This is a genomic window from Pseudomonas sp. Marseille-Q1929, assembly GCF_017316265.1.
Lineage (GTDB): Bacteria > Pseudomonadota > Gammaproteobacteria > Pseudomonadales > Pseudomonadaceae > Aquipseudomonas.
The window spans coordinates 58,659-83,573 of the sequence record NZ_JAFLWU010000011.1; the positions used below are offsets into that span (position 1 = coordinate 58,659).

Genomic DNA, 24,915 nt, shown 5'->3' on the forward strand with positions numbered 1-24,915 from the left:
AACCCGCGAGGAAGAGAACATGCCCATCGTCGCCAAACCCTATGACCTGATTGAACAGGCGCGCCCGGTTCGCCCGGCCCGTGTCGCCACCCCCATCAAGACCTTGCAAGTCGTCCCCGCGCGACACCCCTGGCGCTGGGCCGGGTCGATCTTTGCCGCGCTGGTGCTGCTGGGCATCGTGCACTCCCTGGCCACCAACCCGCGCTGGGAGTGGGGCGTGTTCGGCCAGTGGTTCTTCTCGCCGTCGGTGCTGCGCGGCCTTGGCCAGACGCTGTTGCTGACCCTGCTGAGCACCGTATTCAGCATGATCCTCGGCACGGCGCTGGCGTTGGCACGGCTGTCGGGCTCGCCGCTGCTGGCCGCATTGGCCTGGGGTTACATCTGGTTTTTCCGCTCGATGCCGGCGCTGCTGGTGCTGATCATTCTGTACAACTTCGCTTACCTGTATGACCACATCGTGCTCGGCGTGCCGTTCACCAGCGTGGTGTTTGCCGAGTGGTCCACCGTGGACGTGCTCAGCCAGTTCACCGTGGCCGTATTGGGCTTGAGCCTGATGCAAGCGGCGTACGCGGCAGAGATCATTCGCGGCGGCCTGATCGGCGTGGATGCCGGCCAGCATGAAGCGGCTGCGGCGCTGGGGCTGCCGGCTTCGCGTCGGGTGTTCCGGATCATCCTGCCGCAGGCGCTGCGTTCGATTCTGCCGTCGGGTTTCAACGAAATCATCGGCCTGGTCAAAGGCACCTCCATTGTCTACGTGCTGGCCTTGCCCGAGCTGTTCTACACCGTGCAGGTCATCTACAACCGCACCCAGGCGGTGATCCCGCTGCTGATCGTGGCGACCGTGTGGTACCTGATCATCACCACCGTGCTGACCAGCGCGCAGTACTACGTCGAGCGCTACTTTGCCCGTGGCACGGCACGGGTACTGCCACCGACGCCGTTGCAGCGCATCAGTCGCTGGCTCAAGGAGAAGTCCCATGAGTGAAGCCCGCGCCGGTCGTATTCAAATCCAGGGCGTGGGTAAGCGCTTTGGCAATCAGCAGGTGTTGCAAGACATCCACCTGACCATTGACCCGGGCAAGGTCACGGTGATTCTCGGGCCGTCGGGCTCGGGCAAATCCACCTTGCTGCGCACCATCAACCACCTGGAAAAGATCGACAGCGGCCACATCACCATCGACGGTGAATACGTCGGCTATCGACGCAAGGGCGACCTGCTTTACGAGCTGAAAGAACGGGAAATCCTCAAGCGCCGGATCGACGTCGGTTTTGTGTTCCAGAACTTCAACCTGTTCCCGCACCTCACCGCCTGGGAAAACATCGCCGAGGCACCCCTGGCCCACAAGCGCTGGAGCAAGGCCGAGGCGCAGGCCAAGGCGTCCGAGTTGCTGGCCAAGGTTGGCCTTGCAGACAAAGCCGACGCCTATCCACGCCAGCTCTCCGGCGGCCAGCAACAACGCGTGGCCATCGCCCGCGCCCTGGCCCTGGACCCGAAAGTGCTGCTGTTCGATGAACCCACCTCGGCCCTCGACCCGGAGTTGGTGGGCGAAGTGCTGGATGTGATCAAGGGCCTGACCCAACTGGGCGTGACCCTGGTGATCGTCACCCACGAAATCGGTTTTGCCCGCGAAGTGGCCGACCACGTGGTGTTCCTCTGCGACGGCCAGCTCATCGAAGAAGGTCCGCCTGAACAGATTTTCCGCCAACCCCGACATCCCCGCACTGTGGCCTTTCTCGGCAAGGTGCTTTAGTTCAAGGAGTGACTGCCCATGTTTATTTCTACTGCCCGTGTGGCCCTGCTGGCGCTGGCCGTCAGTGCTGCGCAAAGTGCGTTCGCCGTGCAACAGGTGGACCTCAGCCCCGACCGCGTGCGCATCCATGTGCCGCGCAACGAAGCCGCCATCGCGCAGATCCCGCCGGGCTTCAAGTTCGCCCAGCCGGGCAAGTTCACCGTGGCCGTGTCCGGCGTGGCGGGGCCGCCCCTGGCGCTGCTGGCCAATGACGACAAGACCACCATCGGCAGCGAAGCCGACACCGCGCAACTGGTGGCTGACAGCCTGGGCCTGCAACTCAACGTGGTGCAGACCAGTTGGGAAGACTGGCCGCTGGGCGTCAGCTCGGGCAAATACGACGCGGTGATCAGCAACGTAACCGTGACCGAAGCGCGCAAGAAGCGCTTTGACTTCGCCACCTATCGCCAGGACGTGCTCGGGTTCTATGTGAAGAGCACCAGCAAGATCAACGAGATCAAACAGGCGCCGGACATTGCCGGGCTGAAGATCATCGTCGGCTCCGGCACCAACCAGGAAAAAGTCCTGCTGGCGTGGAACGAGGCGAATGAAAAGGCCGGGATCAAGCCTGCGCTGTTGCAGTACTTCGATGACCAGGCTGCCGCGCAACTGGCGGTGCAGTCCGGGCGCAGTGATGCGCTGTTCGGGCCGAACTCGGTGTACGCCTATTCCGCCGCGATCACCGGCGGCATAAAGCGCGTCGGCACCGTCAACGGCGGCTGGCCGTTGCAGGCCGACATCGCGGTGACCACGCGCAAGGACAACGGCCTGGTCAAGCCGATCCACACCGCCCTGGAAAGCGCGATTGCCGGCGGCCAATACGAGCAGGTGCTGCAACGCTGGGGCCTGGACGTGGAGCGCGTCGACAAGTCGCTGATCAACCCACCGGGCCTGCCGGATTAAGGAGTAGCGAACATGGGACTGACACGACGTGAAGCGCTGTCGAGCATCGCGGCAGTAGGCGGCGAGAAGGCGGTCAAGGATGCCCTTGCGGTCTTGGGCCTGGGGCCTTCATCGCACCGCCGCCCGCAACCGCTGAAACTCAAGGACGGCCTGGGGCATGGCACCCGCGTGCTGGTGCTGGGCGCCGGGATTGCCGGGTTGGTCACGGCGCTGGAACTGACCCGCGCCGGCTTCGAGGTGCAAGTGCTGGAGGCCCGCGAGCGGGCGGGCGGCCGCACCTGGACGATTCGCCATGGCGACCGTGTGGACTACAAGGACGGCCGCACGCAAACCGCAGCGTTCGATCAAGGCCACTACTTCAACGCCGGCCCTGCGCGAATCCCCAGCCAGCACCGCACGATCCTCGACTATTGCAGCGAACTCGGGGTGCCGCTGGAGGTGCTGGTCAACAGCAGCCATGGCGCCCAGGTGCGCCCGGATATCGAGAAGCCGGCGTTCAGCGTCGGCCAGGCGATCAACGATGCGCGCGGGCACTTGTCCGGCCTGCTGGCCAAGGCGGTGCAGCGCGATGCGCTCGACGACGTGCTGAGCAGCGAAGAACGCACACGCTTGCTGGCGTTTTTGCAGGTGTATGGCGACCTCTCGCAAGAGCTGGCGTTCGAAGGCACGATCCGTTCGGGGCACCTGGAATCGCCAGCCCATCCCGGCGCGCTGCCGGCCGCACGCAGCCCGCTGGCGCTGGACCAACTGCTGCACCCGGAGCTGTGGGGCGCGTTGCTGCACACCGAGTTCCCGGAGTTCTCGGCGACGATGTTCCAGCCGGTGGGCGGCATGGACCGTATCACCGACGCGTTCTACGCCCGGGTCCGCGACCAGGTGCAACTGGGCGCCCAGGTGCGGCAGATTCGCCAGTTGGAAGACGGCGTCGCGGTGACGTATCACGACCAGCACAGCGGCCGCGACCAGGTGGTGCGCGCCGACTACCTGGTCTCGACCCTGCCGCTGCCGTTGCTGGCCAAGCTCGACACCGATTTCAGCGACCCGATCAAGGCCGCCTTGCGCAGCACCCGCAGCGACCAGGCAACCAAAGTGGCGTGGCAGTCGCCGCGCTTCTGGGAGACCGACTACCGCACCTACGGCGGCCTGTCGTGGATCGAACACCCGGCGCGCCTGCTGTGGTACCCGAGCAACGGCCTCAACACCCGCGACGGCTTGCTGGTGGCCGGTTACGTGACCGGCGAGGGCGCTGATCGCTTTGGCGCGCAACCCTTGGCGCAGCAGTACGCCACCTCGAAAGAAGCCGTGGAGCTGCTGCATCCGGGTTATGCCAAACACCTGCGCCACCCGCTGGCGGTGTCCTGGGAACAGATCCCCTACAGCGAAGGCCCGTGGCTGCAACGCGAACACTTCCCGGCCGATGCCAGTGCCTTGCTCGAAGCCGGTGTTGGCCGCGTGTACTTCGCCGGTGACGGCCTGGTGCAGAGCGGCGTGGGCATCTGGCAGGAATCGGCGGCCAACTCGGCGCGCCATGTGGTCGCGCAACTGGCCGAACGGGTGACTCAACAACGTCAGATTGCGGCAGTGGCCGCGTCCTAAGGAGCATCATCATGAGCGACAGCATTCAACGCACCAGCGTCGGCAACTTCCCGATCTCGCAAACCGTCACCGTGCCGGCGTCCGCCAGCCTGATCTTTGTCAGCGGCACTTTGCCCGACCTGCACGACGCCAACGCCCCGGCGGGTACGCCGGCGGCCTATGGCAACACCGAAGTGCAGACGGTGTCGGTGTTCAACAAGATCCGCACGATCCTCCAGCAACACGACCTCGACCTCGGCGATATCGTGCAACTGCGGGTGTTCCTGGTGGGCGCCGAAGAGACCGGCGGCAAGCTCGATTTCGCCGGTTTGCAGGCCGGCTACACACAGTTCTTCGGCACGCCAGAGCAGCCGAACAAACCTGCGCGTACCGCGTTGCAAGTGGTGGCGTTGCCACTGCCGGGTGCGCTGGTGGAAGTCGAAGCCATCGCCGCTCGAACGGCGTAACCCCCAGCGTTTCACCGACACCTTCCCTCCATAGACAGGATTCCAGGCTTCGGCGCCCACGCGCCGAACGCCCTGGAGCGGGTTCGTGCACCCGACAGAAACCGACAAGGAACAGCAATGAGCAATCAGCGTGAGTCACTGGCGAACAAGAGATGGTTGAGCGGGCTCCTGTTGATGGGCCTGACGGTTGAGGGCGTGCTGGCGCAAGAAGCGCAGTTGGACAAAGTCGAAGTGGTCGGCGCACGTGTCACCGAGGCCAACCTGGCGATTGGCACTGACCAGATCAGCAACACCCTGACCATTTCCCATCAAGCCTTGCAGTCGGCGCCCGCCGGTACCTCAGGCTTGAAGATGCTCGAAGCCTTGCCCGGCTTCAACGTGCAGTCCAACGATGCCCTGGGCCTCTACGAATTCGGCAACTCGGTGTTCGTGCGCGCGTTCAACCTGCAACAGATCGGCTTCTCCATCGACGGCGTGCCGCTGGGGCGCAGCGACCAGTTTGGCGGCAGCCCGATCTACCGCTACGTCGATAACGAAAACACCGAACGCGTCACCGCGTCCACCGGCGCTGGCGATGTGTCGCAGCCGGGGTATACGTCGCTGGGGCCTTATGTGGATTACATCTCCACCAATCCGGCCAAGGAAGCCGGGGTCAGCACGTCATACACCCTGGGCAGCGACAGCCTGCGACGCAGTTTCGTCAAGCTGCAAACCGGCGAGCATGCGGGGCTGTCGGCGTATTTCAGCCGCTCGAAGATCGACGGCGACCTGTGGCGCGGCCCCGGCACCATCGACCGTGAGCACCTGGAAGGCAAGGTGCGCTATCAGTTCGGCGAGGGGCATGAGCTGCTGTTTCGCGCGGTGCACAACGACTTTTATGACTACGACTCGCCCTATGTGACCCAGGCCCAATACCACGGCACCGCCAATGATCCGTTCGGTCGCTCCGGGCGTGATTTCGCGTACCTCAAGGAAGTACCGCCGCAACCCGAAACCGTGGCTGGCGTGCCCTACAGCAATCCCAATTACAACCAGTCGTACAAGCAGGCGATCAACCAGCGGCGCGACACCTTGTACAGCCTCACCGGCAACTTTCTGCTCAACGATGCGTTGGAAAGCAGCACCAGCGTCTACTACGAAGCCAAGAAAGGTTTTGGCGTTTCCCCCGAGGCCTACAGCACCTCGCTGGCGCTGCATAACGCCGAGGCCAACGTGCCCGGCCTGGTTGATCCGCGTGGTGTGCAATACGGGCTGTCATCCCTTAGTGGCCACCGTTACGGCGGGCGCAGCAGCTTGACCTGGCACGTCGGCCAGCATGCGATCGAAGCCGGAGTGTGGGCCGAAAAGGATGTGTTCAACCGCTTGCAAGCGCGCTACAACCTGAGCGACGGCAGCCCCGATGGCAGCCCGCTGTTCAATGAGCCGGTGCACAAGCAGGGCGACTTCACCTCGACCCGCGACTCCCTGCAACTGAACATCAAAGACACCTGGACCCTGCTCGATGACCGCCTGCGCCTGCAATACGGCTTCAAGCGCCTGGACCTGGACTACCGCATCGAAGGCTATCGCAATGCTGGCGACTATATCGCCAACCGCCAGCCGCGCCTGAGCACCTCGTGGACCGACAACTTCCTGCCCCAGGCCGGGCTGGTGTATGACCTGACGGCCAACTCCCAGCTGTTTGCCTCCTACTCGGAGAACATGGCGCTGCCGCGGGGCGCCGACGATGTGTTCCGCGCGGCCAGCCCCAACGCGCCGGCACCGGCGGCGGAGACTTCGAAGAACTACGAGGTGGGCTACCGCCTCAATCGTCCGACGTTCAACGCCGCCTGGGCGCTGTACCGCACCGAGTTCGATAACCGTCTGCAAGCCTTCGCCTCGCCGGTGGCCGGCAGCAGCACCGCCGAAACCTACTACCAGAACGTCGGTCGCGCGCTGGCCTACGGCACCGAGTTGAGCGGGCAATGGAAGCCGCCGGTACTGGCGGACAAACTGGTGCTCAACGGCAACCTCACCTACAACATCGCGCAGTTCAAGGACGATGCCGCCGGGCTATCGCTCAAGGACAACAACATCCCCGACAGCCCGCGCTGGCTGGCGCAGGCGGGCATCACCTACGAGCTGGCGCCGTGGGCGGTGCTGAATTTTTCCGGGCGGCATATCGGCTCGCGCTACAGCAACTTCACCAACACCGAATCGGTGCCGGGCTACACCCTCTACAACGCCTACCTCGACCTTGGCGGCGAGCGCCTGCATTACGGGCCGCTCAAGAGCGTCAAGCTGCGCTTGAACATCGACAACCTCTTCGACAAGGACTACCTCGGCTACATCCTCACCAGCGCCAGCGGGCCGGCCTACTACCGGCCCGGTTCGCCGCGCACCTTCCAGACCACCCTCAGTGCGGAGTTCTGATCGATGAACAGCCGATACCTGCTGGCGCTGTGCATGGCCGCCATGACCGCCCATGCCGCCGACGAAGTCAGCCCTGAGGCGTTGGCGTTGCATCAGCGTTTGCTGGTGCTCGACAGCCACCTCGATACACCGATGCAATTGTCCCGCCCCGGCTGGGACATCCTCGCTCGTCACACCTATGCCGAGGATGGCAGCCAGGTGGATGTGCCGCGCATGCAAGACGGTGGCCTCGACGGCGGCTTCTGGGTGATCTACACCGCGCCGGTGCCCGACACCGATGAGGGCCGCGCCAGTGCCAGCAACTACGGGCTGGCGATGTTGGCGCGCATCCGTGACCTGGCAGAGCGTTCGCCGCAGACTTTCGAACTGGCACTGACCCCGGACGATGCGCGAAGAATCGCGGGAGAGGGCAAGCGGGTGGTGTTTATCAGCATGGAAAACGCCGACCCCCTCAGTGCCGATCCGCAACGCCTGTTGACCTACTATCGCCAGGGCTTGCGCATGCTCGGGCTGGTGCATTTCAGCACCAATGAAATCGCTGATTCGGCGACTGCATTGCCCAAGTGGCACGGCCTCAGCCCCAAAGGCCGTGAACTGGTGACGCAGGCCAACCGGCTGGGGATTCTGCTGGATGTGTCCCACGCTTCCGACGCGGTATTCGACCAGGTACTGGCGGCGTCCACTGCACCGATCATTGCGTCCCACAGCAGCAGCAAGGCGGTCAATAACCACCCGCGCAACCTCGACGATGCGCGGCTGCGGCAACTGGCGGCCAAGGGGGGCGTGGTGCAGGTCAACAGCTACGGCGATTACCTGGTGCCGCTCAAGCCCAACCCCGAACGGCAAAAAGCCCTGGCGCCGTTGTACGCGCAGTACCGCAACCTGGCGGGGCTGAGCCCGGAGCAGGTCAAGGCATTGCATGCGGATATCGAGGCGGTCAACCAGCGCTTCCCGCAACCCAAGCCCGATCTGGATGTGTTTATGAAGCACTTGTTGCACATCCTCGAGGTGGTCGGCCCTGAGCATGTGGGCATTGGTGCCGATTGGGACGGCGGTGGCGGGGTGGTCGGGCTGGAGGACGTCAGCCAGTTGCCGAAGATCACCCAGCGTTTGCTGGAGGCGGGGTACAGCGAAAAGGATCTGGCCAATATCTGGGGCGAAAATCTGTTGCGTGTGGTGCAGGCAGCACAAGCCAAGGCGCAGGTGGGGTTATCTATGCAATAAAAGAATGTTTTCGATTTTTAGTGATCAGTATTTTTAATAATTAGCATAGACCTACAAAGCCTTTCACAAGGCCCCTGTGGGGCTATTAATGTCAGCCTCAACGGCCATCCACGGAGGAATAACCCCCATGTCCACAACACCCCGGCAACTCAAGTTCGGCGCCATCCTCACCGGCGTCGGCACCGCGCAAAACGAATGGTTGCACCCGCAGATCCCCGGCGATGCCAGTGTGGACATCGACTGGTACCGCGCCCAGGCCCGGCAGGCCGAAGCGGCCAAGTTCGACCTGGTGTTCATTGTCGACAGCCCCTACATCACCCCGGATTCTGCGCCGCATTTTCTCAACCGCCTGGAGCCGTTGACCCTGCTGTCGGCCATCGCCGGCGCCACGTCGAAAATCGGCCTGGTGGCGACCTTGACCACGTCCTATACCGAACCCTTCAACGTCGCCCGCCAGTTCGCCTCCCTGGACCATATCAGCGGCGGCCGCGCCGGTTGGAACGTGGTCACCACCGGCCTGGAAGGTGCCGCCGGCAACTTTGGCCGCGAGCAACATATCGATCACACCGAGCGCTATCGCCGCGCCGCCGAACACCTGGAGGTGGTGCAGGGCTTGTGGGATTCCTATGAAGACGACGCCTTTGTGCGCGACAAGGCCAACAAGGTCTTCCTCGACCCGCAGCGCCAACACCGTCTCGATCACCAGGGCGAGTTTTTCGCCGTGACCGGGCCGCTGAATATCGCGCGTTCCGCCCAAGGCCAACCGGTGATTTTCCAGGCCGGGATTTCCGAGTCCGGGCGCAGCCTGGCGGCGAATTATGCCGAGGGGATTTTCGCCGGCGTGGGCAACTTCGAGGACGCCCAGGCCTACTACCGCGACATCAAGCAACGCACGGCAGCCGCCGGGCGCAACCCCGACCACGTGACCATTCTGCCGGGCATTTCACCGATCATTGCCGACACCGACGAACAGGCCCAGGCCATCGACCGTGAACGCAATGGCGAGCTGGACCTGGACAAGGCGCTGGTGCAACTGGGGCGGCCGTTCAATTACCACGACTTCAGCCAATACCCGCTGGACGAACCGTTCCCGGAACTCGGCGACCTGGGCAGCAACGGCTATCGCGGCCACGCGGAAAACATCAAACAAGTCGCCCGCGACCAGGGCCTGACCTTGCGCCAGGCGGCGTTGCGTTTTGCCAAGCCGTTTTCCAGCTTTGTCGGCTCGCCGCAGACCGTGGCCGATGAGATCGAGCGTTGGTTTGTCGAAGGGGCGGTGGATGGGTTCAACATCCACGTCGGTGCGCCGGATGACTTTGCGCGCTTTACCGATCAAGTGCTGCCGCTGTTGCGTGAGCGTGGGTTGTTCCGCAGTGAGTACAGCCACAGTACCTTGCGCGGGCATTTGGGTTTGCCCGTGCCGGTCAATCGGCATACAGCGGCGCGAGTGGCGAAGCCGTTGCAGGCGGTCGGTGCGTAAGTATTCCCAACGGCGTGAGCGCGGGGTTTACCACCCTTTCCATTTGCCCTGTTTTTTCAGGGTGGTGATGATGTGCTCACGCTTGTGGCGGAGTTCGAGCATCGTTCCGCGCATTTCCCTTTGGCGCTTGCTGTTTATAAACAACAGTCCGACCAATGGGCTCAGAACGGCCAGGGTAAATAGGATGCGGTCGGGGCTATAAATGGCTGTTGGCAAAACAGCCAGGAAATAGAGCATGAACACGCCAGCCTGTAGCCAAACCCACTGCGTATAACCATGGAGCACTGCGCTCTGTGCGATGCCAAATAGTGCGCAGGTTGTTGCGCTGCCAATGAAAAACGCGCCCGTCGCAAACTCATCAGATGAGTCGGCGAAGTAGGTGAGGTTCATCAGAGTGCTGGCCGTGCCGACTGAAAAGCACAGGGCTAAAATTCCTCCAAAAAGCGCCAGCCGGTGACGAGCCCAAATTGAGCGGGGATCTACGAAGAAAGAGGGCGAACGTCGGTTTTTCATTCGGCGAACTCTTCATAGATACCGATGGCCAATATCCGCGTATTCCCGGATGTTGTGCTGCTAGTAAGGCTCAACCCTGCCGCAGCAATATCTTTGAAGTGCATGTGAGTGATGGGTTTTATCTGTGTCGCTGGAAATCGCTTGGATAGATCGCCCGCGGCCTGCTTGAGCTTGAGTAGTTTTGGCGTCAATCGCGGGTCCTGGATTCGGAGCAGTTCATCCGTCAGTTTGGCGCGCTCTTGCCGACTTAATCCCCGGAGCACTTCCCGCAGTGGCTTGCCGGTCGCCTTCTTGGACAAGTTGATGACCTTCATCGTGGTCACTGCAGAAGTACCCACGGCCAGCAAGGAGATACCGTCCAGCGCTAGCATTATCCCTTCGTACCAAGCGTTACTGTCCAGGTAGTCATTTCTGCGTGGGTCCCACACTTCATTCACGGTTCGATTGGCGCCGACGGCGCATTGAAACAAGCCTGCGACGACGGCGGCCGTGCCTACGAATGAGACGACAACACTGGCACCCGCGGTAAAAGGCATCAGCGCGATCCCACTGTAAATGACATGCCAACTCAACAACGCCCCAGCGCAGGTCACCGCCGTCTTCGTCGCCTCCGCCACCCATCTCGACTCCCGCGGCTCATGCTCCAACATCCGCTTGAACTCCACCGGCCCCACCGCCCTTGGCGCCTCACGCAACACCACCTTTTTCACCTGTACACTGCACACCGCCTGAAACTCGCGCAGTGTCAGCACATTGAAATCTTCATCGATATACACCACCCCCGCACCAATCAGCGCAGGGTCGGCGTCGATGGCGGAGAACAGTCGCCGCAGGTCAACGCGGCCTTCAATCCGCTGACGCGTGTTGCGGTGGGCCGAGGGAAATCCATCTTTGAACAGGGCGGTCGTCATTCCTTAACTCCTGGGCTTTTCGGGAGTTGAGAGGTTAAAGATGCGGCGGCGCAAATGAGTCTCGGAAGTTTCGGTGTTTGCCGACAGGCACTTCCCGATCCTGCTGTGGCGGCTTGTGGCGCAGCCGTAACAGTATTGGCTCACCACCATTTCCATTTGCCCTGTTTTTTCAGGGTGGCGATGACGTGTTCGCGCTTGTGGCGGAGTTCGAGCATCTTGTGGCGCAGTTCGCGACAGCGGTTGCTGTTGAGGATGAGTAGGCCGATCAGGGGGCTGAGAAGAGCCATGGAATACAGGTAAATGTTGGGGTTGTACGTGATGGCGGGGAGTGAGCTCAGAAAGCACAGGCAGTAGATCCCGACGTTTATCCAGACCCAATGAGGGTGACCATATAGCACTTGTATTTGAGCAATAGCGAACACCAAGCCGATCGTCAGCCCGGAAAAAAACCAGTTGCGCAAGGTTCCTCCTTCGAGTGCCCCGGATAGATAGGTGACCAAAACCAGAACGCCGGCCATCGCAATTGAAAAACAGCCCGCAAGCATCCAGCCACCAATGACATGCATGTAGCGTTTGCGTAGCAGTCGAGGGTCTGTGATGTAGAAGGCTGAATAGTAGAAATCTTTTGCTCTCATGGTTTTCCAGTCAGGCGCCGGGAGATCGCTGTAGCCCATTTTTTCCAGGATCTTTTGTGCTCGCCGTTTTTTCATTGGCGGATCTCCTCATAGAGACCGATAGCGAGTGGCTTGATGTTCCCGGACAGGGTGCTACTGGTGACGCCAAGTATTCCTGCCACTGAATCGCCTATGTGAGTCGCGGTAATACGTTTCATCTGTGTTGCACTGATGCGTTTGGTCGCAGTGCCGGCAGCTTGCTTCAGTTTGAGTAGTTTTGTGGTCAATCGCGGGTCATTGATTCTGAGCAATTCATTATTGAGTTTTGCTCGTTCTTGTCGCGTCATTCCTTTCAGTACCTGACGAAGTGGTTTGCCCGTTACTCGGGTACTGACATTGATAGCTTTGATTGTCGTCAAGGTGGATGTCCCTATCCCAGCCAGGGCGATGCCATCCAATACTGCGACTGCCGCCTGGTACCAGACTTCATCGTCGAGACGGTCCAGCGCTTGTGGGTCAATCCATTCGGTGGTTGTTCTACCAACGCCGATAAAGCATTGGGTGACGCTGGCAGCCATGGCGGCTTTACCGGCAAACGTAAGCACCACGCTTGTCCCAGCCGTAAACGGCATGAGCGTAACTCCACTCGTAACGACGAACCAACTCAGTATCGCTCCCGCGCATGTCACTGCTGTGATAAGCGCCTCGGCCACCAAGTTCGACTCCCGCGGCTCATGCTCCAGCATCCGCTTGAACTCCACCGGCCCCACCGCCCTCGGTGCCTCACGCAACACCACCTTCTTCACCTGCACACTGCACACCGCCTGAAACTCGCGCAGTGTCAGCACATTGAAATCTTCATCGATATACACCACCCCCGCACCAATCAGCGCAGGGTCGGCGTCGATGGCGGAGAACAGTCGCCGCAGGTCAACGCTGCCTTCAATCCGCTGACGCGTGTTGCGGTGGGCCGAGGGGAATCCATCTTTGAACAGGGCGGTCGTCATTCCTTAACTCCTGGGCTTTTCGGGAGTTGAGAGGTTAAAGACGGGGTGGCGCAAATGAATGTCGGAAGTTTCGGTGTTTGCCGACAGGCACTTCCCGATCCTGCTGTGGCGGCTTGTGGCGCAGCCGTAACAGTATTGGCTCACCACCCTTTCCATTTGCCCTGTTTTTTCAGGGTGGCGATGACGTGTTCGCGCTTGTGGCGGAGTTCAACCATCTTGTGGCGCAGTTCGCGGCAGCGGTTGCTGTTGAGGATGAGTAGGCCGATCAGGGGGCTGAGCAGGGCCATGAAGTAAAGAAAAAGCGGCGGACGGTACGCTATTGCGGGTAGGGATATCAGTAAGCAGATTACGTAGATGCCGACACTCATCCATACCAAGTGGATTCGACCATAGGTCACCTGAATCTTTGAAACAAACAGGACAAGACCTGTTACGAGGCTGCCGAAGAAAAAGATTTTGATCGCACGGTCTTCTGGAAGCACCGAGAGAAACGTCACCAACAGTAAGACGGCGGTCATCGCTATCGTGAAACAGCCGGTAAGTACATCCGCCCCGATCACCAGCGCATAACGCCTCCTGAATTTTAGTGGGTTTTCAAGGTATAGATAGGTGCAAGCGCGCTCCTCAGGCGTCATCGTTTTCCAATTTTTCCATGCTTCATCCATGTTGAATTCGCCAAGTTCTCTTGCCTCTTGATGCTTGCTCATTGGCTGGCCTCCTCGTAGATACCGATCGCCAACGCCTTGATGTTTCCTGGCATCGAGCTGCTAGCGAAACCCACAGCGGCCGCCAAGGCTTCTCTTATGTGATGGGTAGTAGCAAGTTGCATTTCTGTGGCACTGATTCGTTTTGGCAATGTTCTGTTGGCCTGTTTCACCTTCAGGATTTTGGGGGTTAGTCGAGGGTCCTGGAGCCTGAGCAACTCATCATTCAGTTTTGCGCGTTCTTGGCGGTTCAGGCCTTTCAGGACTTTTCTGAGTGGCTTGCCGGTGGCTTTGGTTGCTGTGTTTACTGTTCTGATAGTTGTCAATACTGAGGTGGCGACGCCCAGTAATGCGATGGTATCCAGCGCTGCTTCAACGGCCTGATACCAGGCTTCGTTGTCCAATTTATCAAGGTATTGCGGAACGAATGCTTCAACGCCGGTTCGACCCAACCCGGCGATGCACTGGGTGATGCTGGCGGCCAGGGCAGCTTGGCCGATAAATGTAATCACCACACTCGCTCCCGCTGTAAAGGGCATGAACGCCACTCCACTTGACACTACGATCCAACTCAATATCGCCCCTGCACAGGTCACCGCCGTTTTCAAAGCCTCCGCCACCAACCTCGACTCCCGCGGCTCATGCTCCAACATCCGCTTGAACTCCACCGGCCCCACAGCCCTCGGTGCCTCACGCAACACCACCTTCTTCACCTGCACACTGCACACCGCCTGAAACTCGCGCAGTGTCAGCACATTGAAATCCTCATCGATATACACCACCCCCGCACCAATCAGCGCAGGGTCGGCGTCGATGGCGGAGAATAGCCGCCGCAGGTCAATGCGGCCTTCAACCCGTTGACGCGTGTTGCGGTGGGCCGAGGGAAATCCATCTTTGAACAGGGCGGTCGTCATTCCTTAACTCCTGGGTTTTTCGGGAGTTGAGAGGTTAAAGACGCGGTGGTGCAAATGAATGTCGGAAGTTTCGGTGTTTGCCGACAGGCACTTCCCGATCCCTCAGTGGTGTCTTGTGGCCCCCGTGTCGGATCAGGAAAAGTTCGCCCCGCGCCATTTCCGGCGCTGACTAAGGACAGGGAGCCAACATGGCCGTCGATATGTTTTTGAAGCTGGGCGATATCAAGGGTGAGTCACGGGACCAGGCGCACCGCGATGAGATCGACATCACCGAATGGGCGTGGGGGTTGTCGCAGACGGGTTCGATGCATTCGGGTACGGGAGGCGGTGCGGGCAAAGTCGATATCGGCAACCTGAACTTGAGCAAACCGCTGGATAAATCCAGCCCCAACCTGATGATGGCCTGCGCCAGCGGCAAACATTACCCCGAAGCGCGGTTGGTGGTGCGCAAGGCGGGTGGTTCCAGCCCGGTGGAGTATCTGGTGATCACGTTGAAGGAAGTCATGGTGGTGTCCTACAGCACCAGTGCAGAGAGTAAGGATGATTTGCTCTACGACCGCATCGCCCTGAACTTTGCCACCGTCGATGTCAGCTACCAGCCGCAGAAAGCCGACGGCGCCAAGGACGGTGGGCCGGTGAAGTTTGGCTGGAATATCCGGCAGAACGTGAAGGCCTGACGCCTCACCGTGTGCCCGGATACCGCGTCTCCATCACAATCGACAACGCATCCGGGCGCCAGAATTCCTGGTCGAACTCCACGGCCTGGTTGTCTTCGCCGAAGTTCAAGCGCTCCAGGTAGACGCTGGTGGAACCGGGCGACAGTTGCAGCAATTCCGCCTGTTCCTCGTTGACCGTGCCGATGTGCATCTCTAACTCGCAGCGCGATTGCACCCGGGCAAAGCGTTCGCGCAGCAGTTGGGTCAGTGAAGTGTTGAGGTCGGCGTCCAGCAGGCCGGGGCACCAGCTGGCGAGCAGGGCGTTGAATTCCAGCAGCACTGGGCGGCGGTCGATCCAGCGGCGGCGTTGCAGGAAGAACACCGGTTCGTCCGCCGAGGCCAGGCCCATGCGCTTGGCCAGCCAGGGGCCGGCGGGGCGCAGTTCGGCGTGCAGGCATTCGGTGCGGGGCGTGCGGCCCTGGGCACTGACGTAGTCCATAAAGCCGCTGATGCGTGTCGGGTCGTAGCGGATGCGCTGCGGGCTGACGAACCAGCCCCGGCGGTTCTCGCGGTAGACCAGGCCCTCGGCCTCCAGTTGCTGCAAGGCCTGGCGCAAGGTCACGCGGGTGCAGCCGAAGCGTTCGATCATGTCCCGCTCGGAGGGGAATTTCTCGTCGGCCTGGGGACTACCGGACGCAATGTCGTTGGCGATCTGTTCGCGGATGCGCTGGTAGTGCGGAGAAATGGGGTCGAAAGGCATCCTGGGGTTCCGTAGGCAGGCATGACGTGGGCGTGACTCTACCCTTCCTGCTGGCGCAGGTCACGTTGCCAGGCCCGCAAACCGTAGGCCGCCAGCAGCACAAAACCGGCGTACAGGGCGGCGGTGAGGTGCAGGTCCTTGTAGAGGAACAGCCCGACATAGGCCGCATCCAGCACGATCCACAACCACCAGCTGACCACGTATTTGCGTGCCGCCCACAGGCTGGCTACCAGGCTGAAGGCGGTGAGCAGCGAGTCCAGCCAGGGCAGGGCGGCGTCGGTGAAGTGGTGCATCACCGCGCCGAGGGCCACGGCGCCGATCAAGCCCGCCAGCAAGTGTCGCCATGCCTCCTGCATCGGCAAGCGTTCCACCCGTACCTTGCCGGCGTCCACGCGCCCGGTGCTCCAACGCCACCAGCCATACCCTTGCAGCACGGCGAAGACCAGTTGCAGGAGCATGTCCGAATACAGCTTCACCTCGAAGAAGATCCAGGCATACAACAACACCGCGACCACGCTGACCGGCCAGCACCAGCGCACCCGTTGTGCGGTGAGCCAGACCCCGGCGATGTTGAAGCAGACGGCGACGATTTCCAGTGGCGACATAGGGCTCTCTCAACAACTAGTGTTCCAGGTGCAGCGCCTGTTGCTTGAGTTGGCGCTTGCGTTCGAAGGGCAGTTTTTCCTCATCGCCATAGGGCGCGCTGTACCAGTTGCCGTAGGTCGGGTTGGGCAGCAGGAACCAGCGCTGGCCGAGCCAGGCCAGGTACGGCGCGGCCGCCTTGCGTTGCTCGGCCAGGGTGTTGTGTTCGGCCTGCACGAAGTCGCCGAAGGAGTCACCGGCCAGCATCAGTACGCGGGCATGGCTGGCGACCCATTGGCGCCGGCAGTTCTTGCCGTAGCCGGCTTGCTCGCAGTGCCCGGTCGGGGTGCTGGCGGCCAGCACCTGTTCGTTGTGCGCCACCGGGAAACCGCGCAGGCGCAGGTTGTTGACCGTGGCCTGGACCTGGCTGTGTTCGCGGTTGGTGATGTAGTAGACGGTGATGCCTTTCTTGTCCGCTGCTTGCAGGAACTCCACAGCGCCGGGCAGTGCCTGGGCCTTGGCCTGATCGACCCAGGTGTTCCAGCGGTCGTAGGAGTAGACCTGGTTGGTGAGGATGTCCCGCGCATTCAGCGGCACGTTGTCCAGCACGGTTTCGTCGATATCCACCACCACGGCCGGGGGCAGGCCGCTGAGGTTGCGCGGCGGCAAGGGCAGGGCGTCCCACGTCGGGTCGGCCAGGGCCGCGTCCAGCTGGCGGGTGGCGCTGGCGAAGACCTGGCGGTAAATCAGCTCGTGCTCGATGGAGGTCTGGGTCCACAGCACCGCGTCCAACTGGTCGTTGGCGGGCGGTTGCTGCTGGCAGCCGACCAGGGCGGTGGAGAGCAGGCACACACTGGAAAACATCAGATTACGCATGAACGATCAGCCTCAAAAATTGACGGTGGCGGATAACCGCGCGGTGCGCGGCGCACCCAGGAACAGGTAGCCGTCGCCCGCCGATTCACCCACATCGCGCCAGTAGCGTTTGTCGAACAGGTTGTCGACGGTCAGGCGCAGCACAGTAGCGTAATCGCCGACCCGGGTGGTGTAGCGCGCGCCTGCATCGAACACCGCGTAGTCATCCACCTTCACCGTGGCTTCACGGTTGGCGTACTTGCTCGCGCTGTATTGCACGCCGCCGAGCAAGGCCAGGCCCGGGATGCCGGGGATGCTGTAGTCGCCATGCAGGCTGGCGCGCAGCTTGGGCACGTTGATCGCCTGGTGGCCGTCATAGTCATCGGTGCCGCTGCCGCTGACCCGCGCCCGGATCGCCGCGACGCTGGCCGAGACTTGCAGGTCGGAGGTCACGCGGCCGTTGGCGGACAGTTCGATGCCGACATTTTTCTGTTTGCCTTGCTGCACGAAGGTGGTCGTGCCGTCGTCATTCGGACGGTTGTATTGCAGGTCCTGAGTGATCTGGAACAGTGCGGCGGTCAGGCTCAGGCGCTGGAAGTCACGCTTGATCCCCACTTCCAGTTGGCGCGAAGTGGTCGGTGGCAGCACCTCGTCGGCGTTGCTGCTGAACCACGCGGCCTCACCGCCGAGGGACAAACCTTTGCTGTAGCTGGCGTACAACGACGTGTCCGGGCGTGGTTTGTAGATCAACGCCGCTTGGGGCAGGAACACGCTGCGCTGGGTGTGCCGCGTGGTGGCGCCGGACTGGTTGTAGGTTTCTTCGTCGAGACGCACCTGGCGCCCGCCGAGGACGGTTTGCCATTGCTCGTTGAAGCTGATGCGGTCGCTGGCGAACAGGCCATATTGGCGGCTGTCGAGGCGGCGATACGTGTGGCCGAGCGGACCGTCGTAGGGTTCCAGTACCGGCGACGGCTGATAGATATTGCCCTCGCCGATGTATTCGTTGACCGACTTGCGCCGGTCCACCAAGCGCCGGAACGCAGTGGTGCCGAAGGTCAGGTCGTGCTTGAGAAAACCCGTGTCGAACTGGCCATTGAGCGCGGCCTGGGCCTCCTCGTTGCTGCGGGTGTCGTCGGGGCTGCGGTAGTCGGAGATATCGTAGTCACCCTCGGCGCTGAAGTGGTTGGGCACGGCGGTGTTCGCGCAACTGGCGGCGCCGTAGCAGCCCCAGGCGAAGGTGCTGTAGTCGTCGATCACCACGCGGCTGCGGGATGCGCTGAAGCTGGCTTTCCAGGCGTCGTTGAAGCGGTATTCGAACAGCCCGTCGAGGTTCAACGAGCGGATGCCCACCGGGTTCGACCAGCTCTGGTAGGCGAGCATGTCCTTGGGCGAAACGTGGTGCGGCACGCTGGTGCCGCCGAGCAGTTGATAGCCCGGCACCGAGTGTTGCTCGCGGTCCTGGTACTCGGCGTTGAGTTGCAGCAGGGCGTTGGGGCTGATGTTCCAGTCCAGCGCCAGCGAGGCGAAATCACGCTTGCCGTCGGCATGGTCGACATAGGAGCGGATGTCTTCGTGGGCCAGGTTGATGCGCACGCCCACCTGCTGTTCGGCACCGAGCCAGCCGCCGATATCGGTGGCCAGGTAGCGTTCGCCCTGTTCGTTGGTGGACACCGTGACCGAGCGCACGTTCTCCGGGCGCTTGCTCACGTAGTTGACCAGCCCGCCGGGCTCGGAGACGCCGCTCTGCAAGCCGGCCAGGCCCTTGAGCACTTCTACTTGCTGCTTGTTTTCCAGGGCGACGTTCTGTTCGCCGGTGAGGGTGCGGCCGTTGAGCTTGTAGCTGCTCGCTGGGTTGAGGGCGAAGCCGCGAATCACAAAGTTTTCGTAGTAGCCAACCGGGGCGTAGCTGTCGCCGACCGAGGCGTCGTTCTTCAATACCTCGCTGAGCAAGCGCGCCTGCTGGTCCTTCAAGCGGGCTTCGGTGATTACCGCGACGGACGCCGGCGTGTCCAGCAGCGGCGCGTTATCGAAACCGGCCACGGCGGCGTTTTTCGCCTGGTAGTCGGTGGTTTCCTGGCCGAGGACGGTGACGGTGCCCAAGGTTGCATCCTCGGCCTGCACGGCCGTGGCGGCGAAGGCGATGCTCAGGGCGAGCAGGGTGTGGCGGTAAGGTGTAGCCATGTAAAGAGCGCTCCAAAGGTCTGACCGCCGCTGCCGTACGCTTTTATCGGGCACAAAAGCGCCCAGCGCTGCGCAACGGACGGGTTGCCAGTTCGTGATGAAAAAGCCGGGTTCGCCAGGGATGGCGTCAGGCCGGAGCTGCTCCGGTAGTCATTGGCAAGCGTGCGTCGGCGGCCCATTCCTGTAGGGAACCGTCGTAGATCGCGATGTCCTGGCGACCCAACAGGGTCAGGGCCAGCGCGTTGGCGGCAGCGGAAATACCGCCGCCGCAATACACCACCAGGGGGCCGTCGCTGTGCAGCAGCGTGGGGCCAATCGCCAGGGCCAGGGCATCCTTGGGCAGGTAGCGGCCGTGGGCGTCGAACAGGTGGCGGGCCGGCAGATTCAGGCTGCCGGGGATGTGCCCGCGTCGGGCGTAGCGGGTGGGGGCGGAGCCTTCAAACAGCGCGGCACCGAGGGCGCAGATCAGCACGCCCGGTGCGTGGCCGCAGGTGATGGCTTCGACGCCGTGGCGATCGATCCACAGGTTCGGACGTGGGTCGATTGCCCAGGCGCGCGCGACGGTTATCGTCTCGGCGGGGCCGCTGTGCACGGGTAAACCCGCTGCGCGCCAGGCGTTGAAGCCGCCATCGAGTACGCTTGCGTCGATGCCCACGCTGCGCAGCATCCACCACAGGCGCGCAGCCCAGAAGCCATCGGCGCGGTCGTAGATGACCAGCGTTTTGCCTTGGCCTGCGCCGAGATTGGCCAACACGCTTACCAGGGTTTCGGGCGTCGGCAGGGCGAAGCTGAAGCTGGCCTGGGTGTCGGCCAGTTCAGTCAATAAATCGGCATGCCGCGAGCCGGGGATATGCGCCTGCAACCAGCCTTCATCGCCGCTGTGGACGCGGTAATCACCGTCGAATTCGGGCGCCGGCAACACCACCGTGGCATCCAGCACCACCAGCGTCGGGTCGGCGATACGCGCGTGCAGCCATTGGCTGTCGACCAGAATGCTCATACGTTTTTACGCCGGATATGACTCAGCAGACGCTGCCCTTCGGTCCCGGCAAACCAGCGCAGATGGCCGAGCAGGTAGGCGTAATACGCCACATCGGCGCTGGCGGTGGAGCCGACGATGTCGTGGAAATACGCCACTTCGGACAACGCGAAATCCACATGCACCAAGGGCAACAGGGCGCTGAGGGTGTGCAGGTCTTTTGTGCTCAACGGGCGGACCTGGTGGTAGCCGGCGAGCAGGGCATCGACGCTGTCGAGATCGGCGCGGGCCACGCCACCGGTATCCAGGTCGAGCCAGGGCACGGCGTTGCGTTCGATGGCGGTGGCCAGGTCGAAGAGGGCGAAGGTGCGGTCGGCCAGGCCGAAATCGAGCACGCTGGAGACGCTGCCGTCGGCACTCCATAACAGGTTGGAGGCGTGCCAGTCGTTGTGGGTCCACAGCGGCGGTTGCTCGGCCAACAACGGATGCAACTCGCGGTGCCAGGGCAGCAGCAGTTCGCTGAGTGGGGTGTGCCAGTCCTTGTCGGCGAGGTAGGCGCTGTTGATGTTTTCCAGTGGTGCCGCGTGCTGGATCAATCGCGCGTTGGCCAACAGCACCGGGGTCTGGCGTTGGGGCGCGGCGTAGTGTTCAGCCGCTTGATGCAGCCGCGCCAAGGCCTGACCGGCAGCGACGGCGTGCTGATGCTGTTGAAACGGCGACCACGACAGCGCATCGCGGTAAAGGTCCAGGCCCTCGGCGACGTGGTGCACTTCATAGGTCCACTCACCTTGCGCAGTGGCGGTGGCGCCGTGTTGATTCGAGACCACCGCAGCCACTGGAGCGCCCTGGCGATGCAAGTGAGCGATCAGGCGGTGTTCTTCTTCCAGCCACGCGGCTTGGCGCACGTGCTGGTGATGACGTTTGACGAACAGCGTGCCCGTGCCGGTGGTGATCAAGCCAGCAGCGGAAAACGGCCGTGGGCTGTGCCAATGCAGGCTGTGCAGTGCGCCCAGTTGTGGGTAGTTGCGCAGCAACTGTTCGATGTCGCTTTCGTGCAGTGCCGGCCAGTCGGCGGCGACCGGTTCCAGGCCCAGGCCATGGGAGGTGCGTTGTGGGTTCATGCCGCCACCTCGGGTAGGAAGGCGTTGCTGGTTGCGCCTTGCCAGGCCTGCGGGTTGTCGAGCACCGCGTGGCTGTGCAGCCATTCGGCGTAGGGTTGCAGCAGCGCCTGGCGTTGCTCGCCCCAGCGGCCTTGGTGCAGCCAGGTCGGGGCGATTTTATGCAGTGAGGCGCTCAACAATTCAGTCGGGAAATACGGCGTGGTGTGTTCGTAGGCGGCGAGGGCGATTGGCGGGTCTTGTGCCACGGCCAGATAACCGCGCGCGGTGGCGGCGAGGAAATCGCGTACCACTTCGGGCTTGCCCGCCAGGGTGTGTTCATGGGCGCCGAGCAGATAGCTGTGATAGGCCGGTGCGCCAATCGCGTCCACTGGCAACACCACGCGGCGTTCGGCGGCGATGGGGCTGTGCATCAGCGCTTCCCAGGCCCAGTAGCCGCCGAAACTGGCGTCGGCGATGCCTTCGGCGAGTTGCTCGGGGCGCAATTCGCGCACGCCGCTGTCTACCAGGATTACGCCGTCCGGGTCGCCGCCGTCGCGGCTGACCAGGTGGCGCACCATCGCCAGGCCGCGTGGCGTCGGGTTGAGGGCCAGGCGCTTGCCCACCAGGTCGCGGGGGCGGCGGATGCCGGAGTCGGTGAGGGTCTGGATCGATTCCAGGCCGGCGTGGTTGATGGCGGCGATGCCTTGTAGCGGCTGGCCGAGGCTGCGGCGGACCAACAGGCGGTTGCTGGGGAACAGGCCGAAGTCGGCGGCGCCGGTGAGCAGGTGTTGCAGGGTGTCGCCGCGGTGGGGGTCGTGGACGACCAGTTCCACGTCCAGGCCCAGTTCCTCATACCAGCCGCGTTCGCGGGCCAGGTATAGGCCGGCCGAGTTTGGCCAGGGGTGGAAGTATTCGAGCATTACCTTTACCGACACCATTGCGTGTTACTCCAGCACAGCTTGTTTTGGTCGGGGATTTATAGGGGAGTGATCTGGTATATACCAATATCATTTTTGGCTATGGATATAACTGGGTTGTTGTTGGTGGTGGTGTACATATCCGTTACCCAAAAAACGGATATGTACACCGCCAGACCGCTATCGCAGGCAAGCCAGCTCCCACACTTGGAATGTGCTGCATCAGTGAACATTGCGAAATGTTTCGTCGAATGCGAAACTAACGTAATTGTGAATACTTATCATCTAGCGCCACCCCCAACCACCCCGCGCATCCTCATCATCGAGGATGACGTCGAACTGTGCACCCACCTCAGCAACCACCTCAGCCGCCGTGGCTTCGCCTTGAACAGCGCCCATCGCGGCGACCAAGGCCTGGACATGGCCCTGCATGCGCCAGTGGAGCTGATCCTGCTGGACATCATGCTACCCAACGAAAGCGGCCTGAATATCCTCGCGCGCCTGCGCCATGAGCGCGGTACGCCGGTGATCCTCATGTCGGCCCTGGGCGCCGAGCAGGACCGCATCACCGGCTTCAGCCAGGGCGCGGATGATTACCTGCCCAAGCCGTTCAGCCTGGCCGAACTCGACGTGCGCATCGACGCGTTGCTGCGCCGCGTGGCGATCGATTGCGGGACACGTGCGCCGCCGCTGCTGGCGCGGCCGTCGGCATTGGCGTTCGACAGCTATGGACGTGACGTCAGCTTCAACGGCGTGGCGGCCGGGCTGACGTCCTCGGAATTCCGCCTGCTGTGCACCCTCCACGAACACGCGGGTGAAGCGCTGACCAAGGCCTTCCTCTATCAACACGTGCTGCATCGGCCCTACACCCGCCTGGACCGTGGCCTGGATGTGCATGTGTGCAACCTGCGGCGCAAGCTCGCGGCCATCGACGTGCAGGGCCTGCGCATCGACGCCGTGCGTCACCAAGGCTACGTGCTGATGTGCGCAGGCGCCTGATGCAGCGGCGCCACCCCTTGCTGTGGAAAATGGCGCTGCTGCAAGTGGGCTTCTGCGTGCTGCTGGTGTGGCTGGTGTGGAGCTGGGGCTTGCAGGTGGAACGCAACACCTACTTTCTGGAAGCGCCGGACCGCATCGCGTTGGCCGCGTATGCCGCCGAGGCTGAGCAGGTAGCAGCCACTGGCGATGCCGACGCCGTAGAGCGCTGGCGCCTGGCCTTGCAGCAGCGCGAACACACCTGGGTCGCCGTGCTGGATGACTATTTGCACAGCCTCGGCACCACGCCGCTGAGCGCCGAGCAGGTCAGCCACCTGACCTTTATGCGCAAGCTCAGTTGGCCGATGAGCAAGCGCCTCGACGATGAACTGCCCTACGTCAGCATCGCCTTTCCCCAGCACCCGGAACGCGGCCGGCTGGTGATGCAATTGCCCGAACGCCTGCTGCCGCCGGGGCTCACGCCGTGGACCCACGTGTTCACCCACGGCGTGGTGCCGGTGCTGCTGGCGCTGGGCCTGGGCTTGCTGCTGTACCGGCACCTGGTGCAGCCGCTGAATGAGTTGCGCGAGCGCGCCAATGCGCTGAGTTCGGGCGATCTGGCGCCGCTGGCCAGCAGCAGCGTGACCCGGCGCCCGGATGAATTGGGCGAGTTGGCCCGCGCCTACGAACACATGGCCGAGCGCCTGCGCCAGAGCCTCAACCAGCAGCGCCAGTTGCTGCGCACCTTGTCCCATGAGATCCGCACGCCGTTGGCGCGCTTGAAGATCGCCAGCGACAGCGGCCTGCCGCCCGAGCAGTTGCAGCAACGCCTGTCCCGCGAGGTGGAGGAAATGCGCCGGTTGGTGGACGACTCCCTCAACCTGGCCTGGCTCGACACCGAAAAGCCGCGCCTGGATGCCGAAGAGGTGGTGGTGGCCTCGGTGTGGGAAGCCCTGGTGCAAGACGCGCACTTCGAAACCGGCTGGCCGCTGGACGCGTTGGTGTGTGAACTGGACAGCACCTGCCTGCTGCACGTGCACCTCAACAGCTTCGCCCAGGCCCTGGAAAATATCCTGCGCAATGCCATTCGCCATTCGCCGCACAACGGCGTGATCCGTTTGAGCGGCCAGCGTGAAGGCGATAACTGGTGCCTGCTGATCGAAGACCAAGGGCCCGGCGTGGCCGAGGCCGATCTGGAGCGCATCTTTGAAGCCTACCTGCGCCTGGACGGCACCGTCGGCAGCGGGTTTGGCCTGGGCTTGAGCATCGCCCGCCGTGCCATCGAATTGCAGGGCGGGGCGCTGTGGGCCACCTGCGGCAGCCAGGGGCTGCGCATGAACCTGCGCCTGCCGGCGGCAAATGTTTAGAAAGTTAAGTTTCTTTACTCGTTATTGCA

At 62.5% G+C, this 24,915-nt stretch carries 24 protein-coding genes; 11 read left to right on the forward strand and 13 right to left on the reverse strand.

Features of this window, described 5'->3' with window-relative positions:
- Nucleotides 1–19: 19 nt before the first annotated feature.
- The 8 genes from J1G37_RS14155 (at nucleotide 20) to J1G37_RS14190 (ending at nucleotide 9,851) form a co-directional block, all read left to right on the forward strand.
- The gene (locus tag J1G37_RS14155) at nucleotides 20–985 is read left to right on the forward strand and encodes an amino acid ABC transporter permease (protein ID WP_017737031.1); all 966 of its coding nucleotides are present in this window, start codon (nucleotides 20–22) and stop codon (nucleotides 983–985) included.
- Nucleotides 978–1,751, forward strand: a complete 774-nt coding sequence (locus J1G37_RS14160) for an amino acid ABC transporter ATP-binding protein (protein WP_017737032.1) — start codon at nucleotides 978–980, stop codon at nucleotides 1,749–1,751. Before J1G37_RS14155 ends, J1G37_RS14160 begins: the two co-directional genes overlap by 8 nt.
- An 18-nt stretch (nucleotides 1,752–1,769) precedes the next feature.
- Nucleotides 1,770–2,693 (forward strand): ABC transporter substrate-binding protein, encoded by a 924-nt coding sequence (locus J1G37_RS14165; RefSeq protein WP_207042577.1) that lies wholly within the window; start codon nucleotides 1,770–1,772, stop codon nucleotides 2,691–2,693.
- 12 nt (nucleotides 2,694–2,705) lie between these two features.
- Nucleotides 2,706–4,289, forward strand: coding sequence for an FAD-dependent oxidoreductase (locus J1G37_RS14170; RefSeq protein WP_207042579.1), 1,584 nt, complete (start codon nucleotides 2,706–2,708; stop codon nucleotides 4,287–4,289).
- 11 nt (nucleotides 4,290–4,300) lie between these two features.
- Nucleotides 4,301–4,735, forward strand: coding sequence for a RidA family protein (locus tag J1G37_RS14175; protein ID WP_207042580.1), 435 nt, complete (start codon nucleotides 4,301–4,303; stop codon nucleotides 4,733–4,735).
- 117 nt (nucleotides 4,736–4,852) lie between these two features.
- Nucleotides 4,853–7,147, forward strand: coding sequence for a TonB-dependent receptor (locus J1G37_RS14180; RefSeq protein ID WP_207042581.1), 2,295 nt, complete (start codon nucleotides 4,853–4,855; stop codon nucleotides 7,145–7,147).
- 3 nt (nucleotides 7,148–7,150) lie between these two features.
- Nucleotides 7,151–8,371, forward strand: coding sequence for a dipeptidase (locus J1G37_RS14185; RefSeq protein WP_207042582.1), 1,221 nt, complete (start codon nucleotides 7,151–7,153; stop codon nucleotides 8,369–8,371).
- A 127-nt stretch (nucleotides 8,372–8,498) separates the two neighbouring features.
- Nucleotides 8,499–9,851, forward strand: coding sequence for an LLM class flavin-dependent oxidoreductase (locus tag J1G37_RS14190; protein WP_207042583.1), 1,353 nt, complete (start codon nucleotides 8,499–8,501; stop codon nucleotides 9,849–9,851).
- A gap of 27 nt (nucleotides 9,852–9,878) precedes the next feature.
- Here the strand turns inward: J1G37_RS14190 and J1G37_RS14195 are convergent, their stop codons facing one another.
- The 6 genes from J1G37_RS14195 to J1G37_RS14220 all read right to left on the reverse strand — a co-directional run bounded on the left by J1G37_RS14195 (nucleotide 9,879) and on the right by J1G37_RS14220 (nucleotide 14,514).
- Complete coding sequence (locus tag J1G37_RS14195) at nucleotides 9,879–10,364, reverse strand: hypothetical protein (protein WP_207042584.1); 486 nt, start codon at nucleotides 10,362–10,364, stop codon at nucleotides 9,879–9,881.
- Nucleotides 10,361–11,275, reverse strand: a complete 915-nt coding sequence (locus J1G37_RS14200) for an NAD synthetase (RefSeq protein WP_207042585.1) — start codon at nucleotides 11,273–11,275, stop codon at nucleotides 10,361–10,363. The genes J1G37_RS14195 and J1G37_RS14200 overlap by 4 nt, the downstream gene beginning before the upstream one ends.
- Before the next feature lie 140 nt (nucleotides 11,276–11,415).
- Nucleotides 11,416–11,985: a hypothetical protein gene (locus J1G37_RS14205; RefSeq protein WP_242551584.1), complete on the reverse strand. Its 570-nt coding sequence runs from the start codon at nucleotides 11,983–11,985 to the stop codon at nucleotides 11,416–11,418.
- A complete protein-coding gene (locus J1G37_RS14210; RefSeq protein WP_207042586.1) occupies nucleotides 11,982–12,896 on the reverse strand; it encodes an NAD synthetase in 915 nt (304 codons plus the stop codon). The genes J1G37_RS14205 and J1G37_RS14210 overlap by 4 nt, the downstream gene beginning before the upstream one ends.
- Nucleotides 12,897–13,036: 140 nt before the next feature.
- Nucleotides 13,037–13,603: a hypothetical protein gene (locus J1G37_RS14215; RefSeq protein WP_207042594.1), complete on the reverse strand. Its 567-nt coding sequence runs from the start codon at nucleotides 13,601–13,603 to the stop codon at nucleotides 13,037–13,039.
- The gene (locus J1G37_RS14220; RefSeq protein ID WP_207042596.1) at nucleotides 13,600–14,514 is read right to left on the reverse strand and encodes an NAD synthetase; all 915 of its coding nucleotides are present in this window, start codon (nucleotides 14,512–14,514) and stop codon (nucleotides 13,600–13,602) included. Before J1G37_RS14220 ends, J1G37_RS14215 begins: the two co-directional genes overlap by 4 nt.
- 188 nt (nucleotides 14,515–14,702) lie before the next feature.
- Between J1G37_RS14220 and J1G37_RS14225 the strand changes: the two genes are divergently transcribed.
- Nucleotides 14,703–15,191 (forward strand): type VI secretion system tube protein Hcp, encoded by a 489-nt coding sequence (locus J1G37_RS14225; RefSeq protein ID WP_017737044.1) that lies wholly within the window; start codon nucleotides 14,703–14,705, stop codon nucleotides 15,189–15,191.
- Nucleotides 15,192–15,195: 4 nt separating this feature from the next.
- Here the strand turns inward: J1G37_RS14225 and J1G37_RS14230 are convergent, their stop codons facing one another.
- From J1G37_RS14230 to J1G37_RS14260, 7 genes are all read right to left on the reverse strand, one after another.
- On the reverse strand, nucleotides 15,196–15,930 hold the full coding sequence (locus J1G37_RS14230; protein ID WP_207042604.1) for a UTRA domain-containing protein: 735 nt from the start codon (nucleotides 15,928–15,930) through the stop codon (nucleotides 15,196–15,198).
- Between the two features lie 38 nt (nucleotides 15,931–15,968).
- Complete coding sequence (gene pnuC / locus J1G37_RS14235; RefSeq protein ID WP_124525677.1) at nucleotides 15,969–16,535, reverse strand: nicotinamide riboside transporter PnuC; 567 nt, start codon at nucleotides 16,533–16,535, stop codon at nucleotides 15,969–15,971.
- 16 nt (nucleotides 16,536–16,551) lie between these two features.
- Nucleotides 16,552–17,388, reverse strand: a complete 837-nt coding sequence (locus J1G37_RS14240; RefSeq protein ID WP_207042605.1) for an HAD family acid phosphatase — start codon at nucleotides 17,386–17,388, stop codon at nucleotides 16,552–16,554.
- 12 nt (nucleotides 17,389–17,400) lie between these two features.
- Nucleotides 17,401–19,548 (reverse strand): TonB-dependent siderophore receptor, encoded by a 2,148-nt coding sequence (locus J1G37_RS14245; protein WP_207042606.1) that lies wholly within the window; start codon nucleotides 19,546–19,548, stop codon nucleotides 17,401–17,403.
- Nucleotides 19,549–19,675: 127 nt separating this feature from the next.
- Entirely contained in the window at nucleotides 19,676–20,548 is an 873-nt protein-coding gene (locus tag J1G37_RS14250) for a rhodanese-like domain-containing protein (RefSeq protein WP_207042607.1), read from the reverse strand.
- Nucleotides 20,545–21,648: a phosphotransferase gene (locus J1G37_RS14255; RefSeq protein ID WP_207042609.1), complete on the reverse strand. Its 1,104-nt coding sequence runs from the start codon at nucleotides 21,646–21,648 to the stop codon at nucleotides 20,545–20,547. The genes J1G37_RS14250 and J1G37_RS14255 overlap by 4 nt, the downstream gene beginning before the upstream one ends.
- The gene (locus J1G37_RS14260) at nucleotides 21,645–22,565 is read right to left on the reverse strand and encodes an ABC transporter substrate-binding protein (protein WP_207042611.1); all 921 of its coding nucleotides are present in this window, start codon (nucleotides 22,563–22,565) and stop codon (nucleotides 21,645–21,647) included. The genes J1G37_RS14255 and J1G37_RS14260 overlap by 4 nt, the downstream gene beginning before the upstream one ends.
- A gap of 249 nt (nucleotides 22,566–22,814) precedes the next feature.
- On the opposite strand from J1G37_RS14260, the gene J1G37_RS14265 reads away from it, so the two are divergent.
- Together J1G37_RS14265 and J1G37_RS14270 are read left to right on the forward strand one after the other, a co-directional pair.
- Entirely contained in the window at nucleotides 22,815–23,543 is a 729-nt protein-coding gene (locus tag J1G37_RS14265) for a response regulator transcription factor (protein WP_207042613.1), read from the forward strand.
- Nucleotides 23,543–24,886 carry a sensor histidine kinase gene (locus J1G37_RS14270; protein WP_207042615.1) on the forward strand — a complete coding sequence of 448 codons (1,344 nt, stop codon included), beginning with the start codon at nucleotides 23,543–23,545 and terminating at the stop codon, nucleotides 24,884–24,886. Before J1G37_RS14265 ends, J1G37_RS14270 begins: the two co-directional genes overlap by 1 nt.
- The last annotated feature ends 29 nt before the right edge of the window (nucleotides 24,887–24,915 follow it).

Excerpts from the sequence above, each read along its gene's own strand:
- J1G37_RS14155 (WP_017737031.1), top strand. The coding sequence starts at position 20 with ATGCCCATCGTCGCCAAACCCTATGACCTGATTGAACAGGCGCGCCCG.
- J1G37_RS14160 (WP_017737032.1), top strand. The coding sequence starts at position 978 with ATGAGTGAAGCCCGCGCCGGTCGTATTCAAATCCAGGGCGTGGGTAAG.
- J1G37_RS14165 (WP_207042577.1), top strand. The coding sequence starts at position 1,770 with ATGTTTATTTCTACTGCCCGTGTGGCCCTGCTGGCGCTGGCCGTCAGT.
- J1G37_RS14170 (WP_207042579.1), top strand. The coding sequence starts at position 2,706 with ATGGGACTGACACGACGTGAAGCGCTGTCGAGCATCGCGGCAGTAGGC.
- J1G37_RS14175 (WP_207042580.1), top strand. The coding sequence starts at position 4,301 with ATGAGCGACAGCATTCAACGCACCAGCGTCGGCAACTTCCCGATCTCG.
- J1G37_RS14180 (WP_207042581.1), top strand. The coding sequence starts at position 4,853 with ATGAGCAATCAGCGTGAGTCACTGGCGAACAAGAGATGGTTGAGCGGG.
- J1G37_RS14185 (WP_207042582.1), top strand. The coding sequence starts at position 7,151 with ATGAACAGCCGATACCTGCTGGCGCTGTGCATGGCCGCCATGACCGCC.
- J1G37_RS14190 (WP_207042583.1), top strand. The coding sequence starts at position 8,499 with ATGTCCACAACACCCCGGCAACTCAAGTTCGGCGCCATCCTCACCGGC.
- J1G37_RS14195 (WP_207042584.1), bottom strand. The coding sequence starts at position 10,364 with ATGAAAAACCGACGTTCGCCCTCTTTCTTCGTAGATCCCCGCTCAATT.
- J1G37_RS14200 (WP_207042585.1), bottom strand. The coding sequence starts at position 11,275 with ATGACGACCGCCCTGTTCAAAGATGGATTTCCCTCGGCCCACCGCAAC.
- J1G37_RS14205 (WP_242551584.1), bottom strand. The coding sequence starts at position 11,985 with ATGAAAAAACGGCGAGCACAAAAGATCCTGGAAAAAATGGGCTACAGC.
- J1G37_RS14210 (WP_207042586.1), bottom strand. The coding sequence starts at position 12,896 with ATGACGACCGCCCTGTTCAAAGATGGATTCCCCTCGGCCCACCGCAAC.
- J1G37_RS14215 (WP_207042594.1), bottom strand. The coding sequence starts at position 13,603 with ATGAGCAAGCATCAAGAGGCAAGAGAACTTGGCGAATTCAACATGGAT.
- J1G37_RS14220 (WP_207042596.1), bottom strand. The coding sequence starts at position 14,514 with ATGACGACCGCCCTGTTCAAAGATGGATTTCCCTCGGCCCACCGCAAC.
- J1G37_RS14225 (WP_017737044.1), top strand. The coding sequence starts at position 14,703 with ATGGCCGTCGATATGTTTTTGAAGCTGGGCGATATCAAGGGTGAGTCA.
- J1G37_RS14230 (WP_207042604.1), bottom strand. The coding sequence starts at position 15,930 with ATGCCTTTCGACCCCATTTCTCCGCACTACCAGCGCATCCGCGAACAG.
- pnuC (WP_124525677.1), bottom strand. The coding sequence starts at position 16,535 with ATGTCGCCACTGGAAATCGTCGCCGTCTGCTTCAACATCGCCGGGGTC.
- J1G37_RS14240 (WP_207042605.1), bottom strand. The coding sequence starts at position 17,388 with ATGCGTAATCTGATGTTTTCCAGTGTGTGCCTGCTCTCCACCGCCCTG.
- J1G37_RS14245 (WP_207042606.1), bottom strand. The coding sequence starts at position 19,548 with ATGGCTACACCTTACCGCCACACCCTGCTCGCCCTGAGCATCGCCTTC.
- J1G37_RS14250 (WP_207042607.1), bottom strand. The coding sequence starts at position 20,548 with ATGAGCATTCTGGTCGACAGCCAATGGCTGCACGCGCGTATCGCCGAC.
- J1G37_RS14255 (WP_207042609.1), bottom strand. The coding sequence starts at position 21,648 with ATGAACCCACAACGCACCTCCCATGGCCTGGGCCTGGAACCGGTCGCC.
- J1G37_RS14260 (WP_207042611.1), bottom strand. The coding sequence starts at position 22,565 with ATGGTGTCGGTAAAGGTAATGCTCGAATACTTCCACCCCTGGCCAAAC.
- J1G37_RS14270 (WP_207042615.1), top strand. The coding sequence starts at position 23,543 with ATGCAGCGGCGCCACCCCTTGCTGTGGAAAATGGCGCTGCTGCAAGTG.